At 56.4% G+C, this 12,602-nt stretch carries 10 protein-coding genes and 4 tRNA genes; 3 read left to right on the forward strand and 11 right to left on the reverse strand.

Features of this window, described 5'->3' with window-relative positions:
* Window positions 1-63: 63 nt before the first annotated feature.
* The 7 genes from SO058_RS10035 to fba all read right to left on the reverse strand — a co-directional run bounded on the left by SO058_RS10035 (window position 64) and on the right by fba (window position 3,431).
* Window positions 64-139, reverse strand: a tRNA-Gly gene (locus tag SO058_RS10035).
* 7 nt (window positions 140-146) lie between these two features.
* A tRNA-Phe gene (locus tag SO058_RS10040) sits at window positions 147-222 on the reverse strand.
* A gap of 32 nt (window positions 223-254) precedes the next feature.
* A tRNA-Asp gene (locus tag SO058_RS10045) sits at window positions 255-331 on the reverse strand.
* An 85-nt stretch (window positions 332-416) separates the two neighbouring features.
* The gene (hslO, locus tag SO058_RS10050) at window positions 417-1,298 is read right to left on the reverse strand and encodes an Hsp33 family molecular chaperone HslO (RefSeq protein WP_320842865.1); all 882 of its coding nucleotides are present in this window, start codon (window positions 1,296-1,298) and stop codon (window positions 417-419) included.
* A 5-nt stretch (window positions 1,299-1,303) separates the two neighbouring features.
* Complete coding sequence (locus tag SO058_RS10055; RefSeq protein ID WP_320842866.1) at window positions 1,304-2,044, reverse strand: class I SAM-dependent DNA methyltransferase; 741 nt, start codon at window positions 2,042-2,044, stop codon at window positions 1,304-1,306.
* Entirely contained in the window at window positions 2,037-2,330 is a 294-nt protein-coding gene (locus SO058_RS10060; RefSeq protein WP_320842867.1) for a YerC/YecD family TrpR-related protein, read from the reverse strand. The genes SO058_RS10055 and SO058_RS10060 overlap by 8 nt, the downstream gene beginning before the upstream one ends.
* A gap of 132 nt (window positions 2,331-2,462) precedes the next feature.
* Complete coding sequence (gene fba, locus SO058_RS10065) at window positions 2,463-3,431, reverse strand: class II fructose-1,6-bisphosphate aldolase (RefSeq protein ID WP_320842868.1); 969 nt, start codon at window positions 3,429-3,431, stop codon at window positions 2,463-2,465.
* A gap of 255 nt (window positions 3,432-3,686) precedes the next feature.
* Here fba and SO058_RS10070 point away from each other — a divergent pair, with 255 nt between their 5' ends.
* The 3 genes from SO058_RS10070 (at window position 3,687) to SO058_RS10080 (ending at window position 7,734) form a co-directional block, all read left to right on the forward strand.
* Window positions 3,687-4,928 carry a 6-phosphofructokinase gene (locus tag SO058_RS10070; RefSeq protein WP_320842869.1) on the forward strand — a complete coding sequence of 414 codons (1,242 nt, stop codon included), beginning with the start codon at window positions 3,687-3,689 and terminating at the stop codon, window positions 4,926-4,928.
* A 111-nt stretch (window positions 4,929-5,039) separates the two neighbouring features.
* A complete protein-coding gene (locus SO058_RS10075) occupies window positions 5,040-6,362 on the forward strand; it encodes a replication-associated recombination protein A (RefSeq protein ID WP_320842870.1) in 1,323 nt (440 codons plus the stop codon).
* A gap of 112 nt (window positions 6,363-6,474) precedes the next feature.
* Window positions 6,475-7,734, forward strand: coding sequence for a cation:proton antiporter (locus SO058_RS10080; protein WP_320842871.1), 1,260 nt, complete (start codon window positions 6,475-6,477; stop codon window positions 7,732-7,734).
* 44 nt (window positions 7,735-7,778) lie between these two features.
* Here SO058_RS10080 and SO058_RS10085 read toward each other — a convergent pair whose 3' ends face one another.
* The 4 genes from SO058_RS10085 to SO058_RS10100 all read right to left on the reverse strand — a co-directional run bounded on the left by SO058_RS10085 (window position 7,779) and on the right by SO058_RS10100 (window position 12,592).
* Entirely contained in the window at window positions 7,779-9,437 is a 1,659-nt protein-coding gene (locus SO058_RS10085) for a glutamine--tRNA ligase/YqeY domain fusion protein (protein WP_320842872.1), read from the reverse strand.
* 27 nt (window positions 9,438-9,464) lie between these two features.
* Window positions 9,465-11,117 carry a glutamate--tRNA ligase gene (gltX, locus tag SO058_RS10090; protein ID WP_320842873.1) on the reverse strand — a complete coding sequence of 551 codons (1,653 nt, stop codon included), beginning with the start codon at window positions 11,115-11,117 and terminating at the stop codon, window positions 9,465-9,467.
* 112 nt (window positions 11,118-11,229) lie between these two features.
* Window positions 11,230-11,320 (reverse strand) — tRNA-Ser (locus SO058_RS10095).
* 90 nt (window positions 11,321-11,410) lie between these two features.
* Window positions 11,411-12,592 carry a phosphodiester glycosidase family protein gene (locus tag SO058_RS10100; RefSeq protein ID WP_320842874.1) on the reverse strand — a complete coding sequence of 394 codons (1,182 nt, stop codon included), beginning with the start codon at window positions 12,590-12,592 and terminating at the stop codon, window positions 11,411-11,413.
* Window positions 12,593-12,602: the final 10 nt, after the last annotated feature.

Consider the following 12,602-nt stretch of genomic DNA (forward strand, 5'->3'; position numbering starts at 1 on the left):
GAATCGAACTGGGGATCAGGGAGTTGCAGTCCCATGCCTTACCGCTTGGCTATGGTACCAGATTGGAGCGGCTGACGAGGCTCGAACTCGCTACCTCCACCTTGGCAAGGTGGCGCTCTACCAGATGAGCTACAGCCGCATATAAATGGTGCCTCCGGGCGGAATCGAACCACCGACACGGGGATTTTCAGTCCCCTGCTCTACCGACTGAGCTACAGAGGCAAATTTTCTTCAGCCTTTTCCAGCTGAAGAAATGGCGACCCGGATGGGACTTGAACCCACGGCCTCTAGCGTGACAGGCTAGCGCTCTAACCAACTGAGCTACCGGGCCAATTTTGCGATGCCGCCGAATCATCAGCGGCAGTAATTATTATATCGAAGTTCTGCCGCTGTGTCAACAGTTTTTTGATGGAAATTTAAGATTCCGCCTGCGCAAGCAATCCCTGCAGCTCGGCGCTCGAAAACGAATAGACTTTGTCGCAGAACTGGCAGGTCACTTCGCTCACCGGCTGTTCGTCCGCCATTTTGCAAAGCTCCTCGCGTCCCATGCTGATAAGCGCACGCTCGACCTTGCCCCGGCTGCATGCACACCGGTAGCCGATCTCGTCTGTCTGGAGGAACTCGACCGAAAAACCGTCCAGCACGGTCTCTGCGATCTGCTCGAGCGTCATCCCCTGGCCGAGCATCGTGGTCACCGGCGCGGCTTTTTGCAGGTTTTCTTCCAGCCGGTCAATGTCGGCTTCCCGGATACCCGGCATAAGTTGCACCAAGTAGCCGCCAGCGCATTTCACCGACTGGTCGGTATCGACCAATACGCCGAGCGCGCAGGCAGATGGAATCTGCTCGCTTTCCGCGAAATAGCGGGTCAAATCGGCCGCGATCTCGCCGTTCACCAGCGCGACCGTGCCCGTCACCGGGTCCTTGAGGCCGATATCCTTGATTACCATCAGATAGCCGCGTCCCACGCCGCCGCCCACGTCCAGCTTTCCGTCCGCGCGGAGTGGCAGGTCGCACGCCGGATTTTGCAGATAACCGCGCACATATCCATCAGGGTCGCCAACACAGACGATCGCACCCAGCGGGCCATCGCCCTTGAACTGGATGGTCACAGATCCGTTTTCGACCTTGAGCTGGCTGCCCATCATGGCGGTAGCCGTCAACGTACGGCCAAGCGCGGCGGTCGCCGTCGGCAGCGTATGGTGGATCTGCCGCGCGCGTTCGACCAGTCCGGTCGACAGGCAGACAGTGATCTGGATGCCCGCGTCGCGGGCCATAGCGCGGAGTAAGGTATCGCTCATATTAGTTAGTCTCGCTTTCGTGCGGTGAAATATACGCGGTCTTCCCCGCCCCGAACAGGCGAAAAAGACTGGTCACCATAAGTTTTGATTTCAGAAAAACCGGCCTGCCGCAGCATACCGGCCAATTGTTCAATAGAATAGACGCGTTCCTCATGGATTTCCTGCGCACGCGTCCAAGCTTCCCCGCTTCGCTCAAAGATATCGAATTGATAGGCGCACAGCGCGTCCTCCACCGCGGCCTGCCACACGCAGAACACGTTTTCTTCCTCGCGGACATAGCTGTTGCCGTCAATCCGGGCAAATTTTTCGGGGGTGTTAATATCAAACACGAACAGCCCGGTCTTTGGCTCCAAAAACAGATGCACGCGTTCAAACGCCTGCTGAAGTTCTAACGGGTCAGTCACATAGTTGACGCTGTCCAGGCAGCACAGGCACACGTCGACCGTGCCGTACAGATCAAGCGTTTCCATGCGCTGGTTTAAAAACAGCGGGCGTGGCTCGCAATCCATCGTATTTTGCATGGCCTGCATCAGCATATCCGCCGAGGCGTCCACCCCGATTATTTCATACCCGCGCTGCGCGAGCAGCTGGGTCATCGTGCCTGTGCCGCAGGCCAAATCGAGCACCAGCTTGGGCTCTATATTCTCACGCTGAAACAAACGTCCGAAAAAATCCGCCCAGCGCTCATAACCGACATCGTCAGTAAACCGGTCGTAGTATGCCGACAGCGTTTGATAACTATTCATCATCCTTCAGGCGGTCCAGCAGCTTGCGGTATCCGTCCGATCCATAAACCAAGCATTTGTTAACACGGCTGATCGTAGCGGTCGAAGCGCCCGTTTCCTGCACGATATCGCTGTAGATGCGGCCCTCATCCAGCATCCGGGCGACCTGGAAACGCTGCACCATGGCGCGCAATTCGGCGATTGTGCACAAATCTTCAAAAAAGTCATAGCACTCGTCCACGGTTTCCAGCTTGAGTATCCCGCGGAACAGGATGTCCATATCCTCATCCTTGAGTTTTTTATTCATGACAGTTTCCCCTCTCTTTATCCATTTCTCATTTCATGCCTTTAGTATAGCATAGTGCTTTCATAATGTAAAGTATGAAAAAAGCGCACCGCGAAAGCGGTGCACTTTTTCTCATGATGAGGAATTTTAAAGTTACGCTTTACCGTCGCTGCCCAGAACGTTGACGATCTTGTGCGCGACCATTTCCTTCACGGCCTGGCGCGCCGGCTTGAGGTACTGGCGCGGGTCGAAGTGCTCCGGATTCTCGGCCATGTGCTTGCGGATCATCGCGGTCATAGCCAGACGGATGTCGGAGTCGATGTTGATCTTGCAGACCGCGAGCTTGGCCGCCTCGCGCAGCTGCTCCTCCGGGATGCCGATGGCGTCGGGCATCTTGCCCCCGTAGGTGTTGACAATCTTGACCATGTCCTGCGGGACAGAGGAAGAACCGTGCAGCACGATCGGGAAGCCGGGCAGGCGCTTAATGCACTCCTCGAGCACGTCGAAGCGCAGCGGAGGCGGAACGAGGATGCCGTCCGCGTTGCGGGTGCACTGCGCGGGGGTGAACTTGTACGCGCCGTGCGAGGTACCGATGGCAATCGCCAGCGAGTCGCAGCCCGTGCGCGAGACGAATTCCTCGACCTCTTCGGGACGGGTGTAGCTCTCGTGTCCGGACTCGACGACGACCTCGTCCTCTACGCCGGCCAGCGTGCCCAGCTCGGCCTCGACAACCGCGCCGTGTGCGTGCGCGTATTCCACGACCTGCTTGGTCAGCGCGACATTCTCCTCAAAAGGCTTGGAGGATGCGTCGATCATGACGGAGGTGAAGCCGCCGTCGATGCAGGACTTGCAGAGTTCGAACGAATCGCCGTGGTCGAGATGCAGCGCGATCGGGATATCCGGATAGTTTTCAACCGCGGCCTGCACCATATGCACCAGATACTTATGGTTGGCATAAGCGCGCGCGCCCTTGGAAACCTGCAGGACAACCGGGCTCTTGAGCTCGCCCGCGGCCTCGGTGATACCCTGCACAATTTCCATGTTGTTTACGTTGAACGCGCCTACGGCGTAGCCGCCGTCATATGCCTTCTGGAACATTTCGGTAGTAGTAACTAATGGCATGGATAAACTTCCTTTCTGATTGAAATGGATATAGAATTCCATCCCTATTCTAGCAGTATACACGGTCAAAATCAAGTGCATCATGCCAAAAAGCTGCCATTTTTTGTGCGCAATGCCGCAAAACCGTCTGGAAGGCCGAAATATTACAATTGGCATTGATTTTATCGCTTAATTGTGGTACCCTTTATAATGAAAGAAAATGCAGAGGCGTGACAAAAGCTGCTGTATTTGAATTTGTTAGGAGGTTTTCTTATCATGAGTGAACTCAAAGGCGCATGCGTCATCGGCCAGTCGGGCGGACCGACCTCGGTCATCAACACCTCGGTGCTCGGCGCGCTGGAAACCGCGCTGGACAACCCGTCCATTACCCGCGTATTCGGCATGGCCCACGGCATCAAGGGCCTGTTGAACGACGAACTGTACGACATCGACAAGGAAGACCGCGACGAACTTGCGCTTCTGCGTTACACCCCGTCCTCCGCGCTCGGCTCCTGCCGCTATAAGCTGGCCGACCCCGACGTGGACGACACCGATTACAAGCGTATTCTCGAGATCTTCAAGAAGTACGACATCCGCTACTTCTTCTACAACGGCGGCAACGACTCGATGGACACCTGCAACAAGGTCTCCAAGTATATGCTGAAGTCGGGCTATGAGTGCCGCGTCATGGGTATCCCGAAGACCATCGACAACGACCTGTTCGGCACCGACCACTGCCCGGGCTTTTCCTCCGCTGCTAAGTATATCGCCACCTCCTGCATGGAGATCTATCAGGACGCGCGCGTATACGATACCGGCATGGTCTGCATCGTCGAGATCATGGGCCGTCACGCCGGCTGGCTGACCGCCGCCGCAGGCCTCGCGACCGCGCAGGGCGCCGGTCCCGACCTGATCTACCTCCCTGAGACCGACTTCGAGATGGACAAGTTCTTGGCTGACGTCAAGAAAATTTATGAAGAAAAGGGCAACTGTCTGGTAGCTGTTTCCGAGGGCATCCATTATGCCGACGGCTCGTTTGTCTCCGAGGCTAAGACCTCCGCGACCGACGGCTTCGGCCACGCGCAGCTCGGCGGTCTGGCCGCCATGCTGGCCGACACGGTCAAGAACGAGTTGGGCGTCAAGGTCCGCGGCATTGAGCTTTCGCTGCTGCAGCGCTGCGCCGCACACTGCGCCTCCAAGGCCGACGTGGACGAGTCCTATATGGCTGGTAAGGCCGCTGTTGAAAACGCCGTCGCTGGCAAGACCGATTTTATGCCGGGCTTCAAGTGCACCCGCGACGCGAACGGCTACAAGTGCGAAATCGAGCTGCTGCCGCTGTCCAAGGTTGCGAACACAGAGAAAAAAGTTCCGATGGAATGGATCAATGCCGAGCACAACGGCGTTACACAGGGCTTCATCGATTATGCGATGCCGCTGATCGCCGGCGAGAACGTAGGCCCCAAGGAAAATGGCCTGCCCCGCTTTGCTAAACTCAAGAAGATCATTGCAAAGCCGTAAGAAGCTTTCTAAAATTTTGCGTCCGCAGAAATGCGGACGCATTTTTTATCCATTCACCTTGCAGGAACATTTGTTCGATGTTATAATATAACTAAATGGGAGGGACGGCGCATGGAACAGCAGACAATTTTCGGTGGAGAGGAATCGCGGCCACTGGCCGACCAGCTGCGCCCCCAAACACTCGACGGTTTTTTCGGGCAGCAGCATTTGATCGGACCGGGCAAGGTTCTTCGGCGCCTGATCGAGCACGACCAGATCTCCTCTATGATCTTTTGGGGGCCGCCCGGCGTGGGCAAAACGACGCTGGCGCGTATTATTGCGAACAGCACGAGGTCGTCGTTTATCGACTTTTCCGCGGTCACCAGCGGTATTAAGGAGATCCGGGAGGTCATGACGCGCGCGGAAAACAACCGCCGTTTTGGGGAACGGACCATTGTATTTGTTGATGAGATCCACCGCTTTAATAAGGCGCAGCAGGACGCATTTTTGCCCTTTGTTGAAAAAGGCAGCATCATCTTAATCGGCGCGACGACTGAAAACCCCTCGTTTGAGGTCAACGCCGCGCTTTTGAGCCGCTGTAAGGTGTTTGTCTTGCAGGCGCTCGGCGAGGATGACCTTGTCTGTCTGCTCCAGCGCGCGCTTGACGATCCGCGTGGCTTTGGCGGCCAACAGGTCGATATTTCCGGGGACATGCTTCGGATGATCGCGGCATTTGCCAACGGCGATGCGCGCACCGCGCTGTCCACGCTCGAAATGGTCGTGCTCAACGGCGACGAGCACGACGGGAAAGTGGTTGTCCCGCTCTCCACGCTCGAACAGTGCATCTCCAAAAAGTCGCTGCTTTATGATAAAAATGGCGAGGAACATTATAACATCATTTCGGCGCTGCACAAGTCCATGCGCAACTCCGATCCGGACGCCGCCGTTTACTGGCTCGCCCGTATGCTGGAGGCCGGAGAAGACCCGCTGTATGTCGCCCGCCGCGTGGTGCGCTTTGCCAGCGAAGACGTGGGCCTGGCCGACAGCCGCGGCCTTGAAATTGCGGTCGCCGCATATCAGGCGTGCCATTTTATCGGCATGCCCGAATGCACCGTGCATTTGACGCACGCGGTCACCTATCTGTCGCTCGCGCCCAAATCCAACGCGCTCTATCTGGCATATGAGTCCGCCAAAAAGGACGCGGTACAGCAGTTGGCCGAGCCGGTGCCGCTCGTTATCCGCAACGCGCCGACACGGCTGATGAAAGAGCTGGAGTATGGCAAAGGCTACGAATACGCACACGATGCCGCAGAGAAATTGACCACGATGCAGTGCCTGCCCGATTCGTTGGTCGGCCGAACATATTACCGGCCGACCGAACAAGGACTCGAGGCCAAATATAAAGCGCGGCTCGAGCAGATCAAGGGTTGGAAAGCCAAGCACAAAGAAACCTGAACAAAGCGGGCGAAAATGTTTTTGTTTTTCGCTTGCTTTCCGGCAACATAGGGGCTATCATATTTCATATATTAAAGTGTTTCAACCTCCGAACCGAAAGGAGGCGAATGGTATGTCCCTGCTATACGAAAACTATCCGAGAAGCACCACAATCTTAATTGCACTGTCAATCATCCTGTTTTCCGGTTTTCTTGTCACACGCGTGACCAAGCGACTGCACCTGCCCAATGTCAGCGGTTTTATTCTAGCCGGAATGCTGATTGGACCGCACGCCATTGGACTGATTCCTGAACCGCTTGTGGACAAAATGGGCTTTGTCTCCGATATCGCGCTCGCGTTTATCGCGTTCAATGTAGGTAAGTTTTTCCGGAAAAAGACGCTTAAACGCACCGGTTGCTCTGTCTTCCTTGTGACACTGCTTGAATCGCTGCTGGCGGGTCTGCTCGTATTTGCGGCAATGTATTTCCTGTTCCATCTGTCCGCCGCGTTTTCCTTGCTGCTCGGTGCAATCGCGACCGCGACCGCACCGGCCAGCACGATGATGACAATTTCACAATACCGCGCCAAAGGGCCATTTGTGGATACCCTGCTTCAGGTCGTAGCACTGGATGACGTGGTCTGTCTGCTCGCTTTTAGCGTAACCGCCGCCATCGTCAACGGTCAGGAGGGCGGTTTTTCCGCAGCCGATCTTGTCCTGCCGTTGGTTTGGAACGTACTCGCCATAGGGCTTGGCTTTTTGTGTGGCTTTTTGCTCAGCCGCCTGCTCCGTCCAGCGACCCGCAGCCAGGACAACCGCCTGATTTTGGCAGTCGCCATGCTGCTCGGCCTATCGGGCGTGTGCGCGCTGTTTGACATTTCCCCCCTGCTGTCCTGCATGGTCTTCGGCGCGGCTTACATGAACCTGACCCGCGACAAGGCGCTCTTCCGGCAGCTCAGTGGCTTTACGCCGCCGGTTATGTCCATGTTTTTTATCATCTCGGGCATGAATCTGGACGTGCGCCTGCTCGGCACGGTCGGCCTGATCGGCATCTGCTATTTTTTCATTCGCATTCTGGGCAAATACGGCGGTGCATGGCTGGGGGCAAAGCTGTCGCATATGGACGGCAATATCCGCAATTACCTGGGGCTTGCGCTCATTCCGCAGGCCGGCGTAGCCATCGGCCTCGCCTTTCTGGGCGATCGGATGCTTCCTCCCGCGATCGGCGACCTGCTGTTGACCATCATCCTGTCTTCGTCCGTATTATACGAATTGATTGGTCCAGCCTGCGCCAAGCTGTCGCTTACGCTCTCGGGCGCGATCACGCCCGAAGCCATTGAGCGGCATAAGGCCGGCAAGCAGCCCGCCGATAACACGCGCTACAAACGGCAATAAAACATGAAAAACCGCCCGCACAAGGTTGTGCGGGCGGTTTCTTTTTATTTTAGGGTCTTTGCAAAGCTATCCTTGAGCGTGACAATGCGGTTAAACCGCCCTGCCTCGCGGTCCTTAACGAAATAGCCCATGCGCACGAACTGCATGCGCGTGCCCTCGGGCACCTCAGCCACCGAAGGTTCGAGCTTGCAGCCACTTAGCCGCTTGAGCGAGTCCGGGTTGAGAAAATCTAGATAATTCGTCCCCTCAGGCACATCGCCTGTGTTTTCCAACGTGAACAGGTTTTCATAGAGGCAGACTTCGGCATCGAGCGCGGTCTGCTCGGAAACCCAGTGGATCGTGCCCTTGACCTTGCGGCCATCCGCCGGCATGCTGTTGCCGGTCTCCAGATCGGCGGTGCAACGAATCTCGATAACCTCGCCGCTTCCGTCCTTAATGACCTCGCTGCACCTTACGATATATGCGCCCATCAGCCGCACCTCGCCGTCCGGCTTTAAGCGCTGGAACTTCGGGGGGGGCACTTCGGAAAAATCGCTTTTTTCAATATAAAGCGTGCCGGTAAACGGAACCTTTCTCGTGCCCGCGTTTTCGTCCTGCGGATTGTTCGGCACCTCGAAATACTCGGTTTTATCCGCAGGATAATTGGTGATTACAAGCCTCACCGGTTCCAAAACCGCCATGCGGCGGAGCGCCGTCTTGTTCAGTTCCTCACGGATGCAGTGCTCGAGCAGCTTAATGTCGACCAGCGAATTTGCCTTGGCGATGCCCGCGCGCTGGACAAAATCCAATATAGCGCTCGGCGTGTAGCCGCGACGGCGAAGCGCGCACAGAGTGGGCATACGCGGGTCGTCCCAGCCCTCGACGCGACCCGTCTCGACAAGCTCGCGCAGATAGCGCTTGCTCATCACCGTGTTGGTGATGTTCAAGCGGGCAAACTCACGCTGCTTGGGATGGTGCGGCAGCGGGCAGTTTTCCACGACCCACTCATACAGCGGACGGTGGTTTTCAAATTCAATCGAACACATCGAATGGGTGATGCCCTCGATCGCATCCTGGATCGGATGCGCGAAGTCATAGAGCGGATAAATGCACCACCGGTCGCCTTGCCGGTGGTGGTGCGCCCGCACGATGCGGTAGATCGCGGGGTCGCGCAGGTTCATGTTCGGGCTCGCCATGTCAATCTTAGCGCGCAGGGTCTTGGTGCCGTCCGGAAATTTGCCCGCGCGCATGTCCTCAAACAACGCGAGGTTTTCCTCAGGCGTGCGGCTACGGTACGGGCTTTCGCGTCCCGGCTCGGTGAGCGTACCGCGGTAGGCGCGCATCTCCTCCTGCGTCAGGTCGTCCACATAGGCCTTGCCGTCGCGGATAAGCGCGCAGGCACATTCATAACAGGTCTCAAAATAGTCCGACCCATAGTAAACGCCGCCGTTCGGCTCCTCCCCGGTCAGCCATTTGATGTCTTCCCAAATGGAATCGACATATTCCGTATCCTCCTTGACAGGGTTGGTGTCGTCATACCGGAGGTTAAACTTGCCGCCATATTTCTTGGCGATCGACCAGTTGATAAAAATCGCTTTGGCCGAACCAATGTGTAAATAGCCGTTCGGCTCGGGCGGAAAACGGGTATGGATGGTCTCCGACAGCCCGTTTGCGATATCCTCATCAATAATTTCGGTCAGAAAATTATTCACATTTTCCATCATAGCGTTTGTATTCCCCCAAAAGGTTGATTAAAGCGCGTCCGCGCATCTGCGCAGGCGCTCCAGCACTTTTTCGCGCCCCAAAATGCCCATGACTGTTTGCAGGTCAGGCGCATTCTGCCGGCCGGCCACAGCGATGCGGAGAACCATGGAAACGTCACCCACCGGGCCCTTATACTGCTCCGGCTGCTCTTTATAGGCTTTGGTATCGCTGGCAAAGCCGAACCGCTCGGCGAGCTGCTTGGTTTTTTCAAAGAAACCATCCGGCGTATCGTTTTCGTCAAACACCTCGGAAAACGCAGCGAGGATCTCTTTCGCATCCTGTGCAGACACGCGCTCAGGCATTGTATAGTCGGGGGTAAACAGCTCATCGTACATGAAATCCATATACGGCTTGGCGTCCGACCACAGCGCCAGATCCTTGCGCGGCTTTTTGCCGCCGCGGCCAATGGCCAGATATGCCTTGGCATAGGCAGGGTCGCGCGACAGCAGCGCGTGGAAAGCCGGATCATTATCTGCGCTCCACGCGGCGATATAGTCGTACACCACGTCCGCTGTCATGCGCGAAATTACGTTTTTGGACACGTCGCGCAGCTTTTCAATATCGAACAGCGCGCCCGAGCCGCTCATTTTTTTCGTTGAGAACGGGAAATCGTTCATCGGCGTATCCGGGTTTGCGCGCCGCCATTCCTCAAAGTTGGAATTTAAGAGCGTCATCAGGTATTCGAGCACAGCCGGAACGGGATATCCCTCCCGATAATAGAAATCAAGCGCAAGCTCGGGATCCTTACGCTTGGAAAGCTTGCGCTTGCCGCCGGTTTCCGGATCAATTTTCATGAGCTGCGCGGTGTGCGCGTACTTGGGCGCTTTCCAGCCCATCGCGCGGAACAGCTGTAGATGTACGGGCAGGGTCGCCAGCCATTCCTCGCCGCGCACGACGACCGTCGTACCCATCAGATGGTCGTCCACCACGTGTGCGAAATGGTAGGTGGGGATGCCGTCCGACTTGAGGATGACGACGTCCTGATCGTTTTCGGTGACCTCCATTTTACCTTTCACGAGGTCTTCGTGCTTGACCTTATTCTCGATACTGCCTTCCGAACGGAAGCGCACAACATAGGGCGTGCCCTTTTGCAGCTCCGCTTCGATGTCTTCCAGCGGGCGGTCGCGCCAGACGGCATATTTGCCGTAGTAACCAAAATTCTCTTTATTGGCCTCCTGCTGCGCGTGCGCGGCGGAAAGCTCGTCCTCAGTGCAGAAGCAGGGATAGGCCATGCCCCGCTGCACTAAGCTTTTGACAAACGCTTGATAGATCTCCGCGCGCTGCGACTGGCGGTAGGGTCCGTAAACACCGTTATCGCCCGAAAGCGTCGCCCCCTCGTCAAACGGCAGGCCGAAAGAGGAAAACGCTTCGATAATCGTCTTCACGCCGCCCTCAACCTCGCGCTTTTTGTCGGTGTCCTCTATGCGCAGATAGAACACGCCGCCGGATTGATGCGCCAGGCGCTCGTCCACCAGCGCGCCATACAAGTTGCCGAGATGCATAAACCCGGTCGGGCTGGGGCCCATACGGGTCACCTTTGCCCCCTCGGGCAGGTCGCGTCTCGGATAGCTTGCCTCGATCTCCTCGGGCGTCGCTTTGATATGTGGGAACAGCAGTTCCGCCAAACGGTTGTACTCCATCCTCATTCACTCCATTCGCAGCTATGGGTAGTTTTTCCCAAAGCGCGGTTGTTTATTGCACTTTCAAAATGAAAAAAGGCTTGCAAGCGCGGACAGCGCTGCAAGCCTCATCTGGCGGACAGGGTGGGATTCGAACCCACGTGCCGTTTCACCGGCAACTCGATTTCGAGTCGAGCTCGTTATGACCACTTCGATACCTGTCCAGATAGGACGCCCGTTATCACAAGCGCCTATATAGTTTAACATGAAATCAACAAAGATGCAATACTTTCCGCAAAATTTCCGCGTTTTTTTCAGCGGACGAGGAACGCATCAGGCAGTGTCCGCCCCTCGGGATTCTGCGACAGTGTTGTCGGGCTGGTGATCTCCCGGCCATTATAAACCATAACCGACGACGACCCCCCATCCAGCATCGCGGCCTGATACGCCCCGTACTGCTCGAGAATATCGGCACAGCGCTCGATCGTGATACCGAAAGAGTGCATCTGCCGCCCATCGACGACCAGCATCATCACCGTTTTGTCCTTAGTCTGGCCGATGGCGGTGCGCGGCTGGGCATCGTTCAGTCCGGTACCGCTCACAATGTTTTCCCCGTTGAGGATGATCGCCGGATGGAATTCAACGCCGTCCCGCAGCGATGAGGTATCGCTGAATTCGCCGATCTGCAGGCGGTCTTCCTCATCAAAGCCGATGATCTTCCATCCGCCGCCGACCGCGCTTTGCAGCTTTTCGCCCTCGCTCTTCAAAAAGCCATACGGCAGGCCGCCCGTGCCGTTACCCTCATAGTCGGCAAAGCCCGAAGCGTTGATGCCCAGCATGGCGTCATACCGGTCGGCCATTTCCGAAACAAACGAACCCCACTCGAACAGCGCGGCACAGGTGCCAACCATGACGCGTTCGGGCTTTGTGCAGAACGCGAGCTTTCCCGCGTATTCCATGCCCAGGCTGTCTTCTCCGGCAATCTCGGCGATCATGATGCCGTACTCTGCGTTAATGGCGACAACCGGGTCGCCCTGCGTAGTTTTCAGGCCGGTATTATAGTTTTTCTTCGTGGCACTCGAAATCAGGTCAATATTGATGCGGTCGTAGCCGTCCGCTATGTATTCCGGGTTTTCCTTAATGAATGCGTCGAAGCTGTCCTGGTCGAGCTGCGTGAACGCCGCGAAGAATTTATCGCGCGGCGTGTCCGCACCCATCTTTTCATCCGGCGTGTCGTCCCAGCTGCTTTCCAGTCCGGCCTGCTTTTGATCCATCATATAGTGCTTGAGCATGACCTCTTGAATGATCTCTTCCGGGATGAACCAAGTGGCCAGCCATTGGTGGGTCATCGTACCCATCGCAGTCTCAATATACCATTCGCGCCAGCGCGAGACAAACGCATTGGGCGTATAGAGCAGAAAGGGATAAACCGCGGTCAGACAGACCAGAAAAAAGCAGGTAAACCCCAGCGCTACCCGGTGCCTTGCTCCATTCATCGGTTATCCC

The organism is Agathobaculum sp. (genome assembly GCF_034098985.1).
Lineage (GTDB): Bacteria > Bacillota > Clostridia > Oscillospirales > Butyricicoccaceae > Agathobaculum.

Excerpts from the sequence above, each read along its gene's own strand:
- SO058_RS10100 (WP_320842874.1), bottom strand. The coding sequence starts at position 12,592 with ATGAATGGAGCAAGGCACCGGGTAGCGCTGGGGTTTACCTGCTTTTTT.
- SO058_RS10060 (WP_320842867.1), bottom strand. The coding sequence starts at position 2,330 with ATGAATAAAAAACTCAAGGATGAGGATATGGACATCCTGTTCCGCGGG.
- SO058_RS10075 (WP_320842870.1), top strand. The coding sequence starts at position 5,040 with ATGGAACAGCAGACAATTTTCGGTGGAGAGGAATCGCGGCCACTGGCC.
- SO058_RS10085 (WP_320842872.1), bottom strand. The coding sequence starts at position 9,437 with ATGATGGAAAATGTGAATAATTTTCTGACCGAAATTATTGATGAGGAT.
- SO058_RS10055 (WP_320842866.1), bottom strand. The coding sequence starts at position 2,044 with ATGAATAGTTATCAAACGCTGTCGGCATACTACGACCGGTTTACTGAC.
- hslO (WP_320842865.1), bottom strand. The coding sequence starts at position 1,298 with ATGAGCGATACCTTACTCCGCGCTATGGCCCGCGACGCGGGCATCCAG.
- SO058_RS10070 (WP_320842869.1), top strand. The coding sequence starts at position 3,687 with ATGAGTGAACTCAAAGGCGCATGCGTCATCGGCCAGTCGGGCGGACCG.
- gltX (WP_320842873.1), bottom strand. The coding sequence starts at position 11,117 with ATGGAGTACAACCGTTTGGCGGAACTGCTGTTCCCACATATCAAAGCG.
- SO058_RS10080 (WP_320842871.1), top strand. The coding sequence starts at position 6,475 with ATGTCCCTGCTATACGAAAACTATCCGAGAAGCACCACAATCTTAATT.
- fba (WP_320842868.1), bottom strand. The coding sequence starts at position 3,431 with ATGCCATTAGTTACTACTACCGAAATGTTCCAGAAGGCATATGACGGC.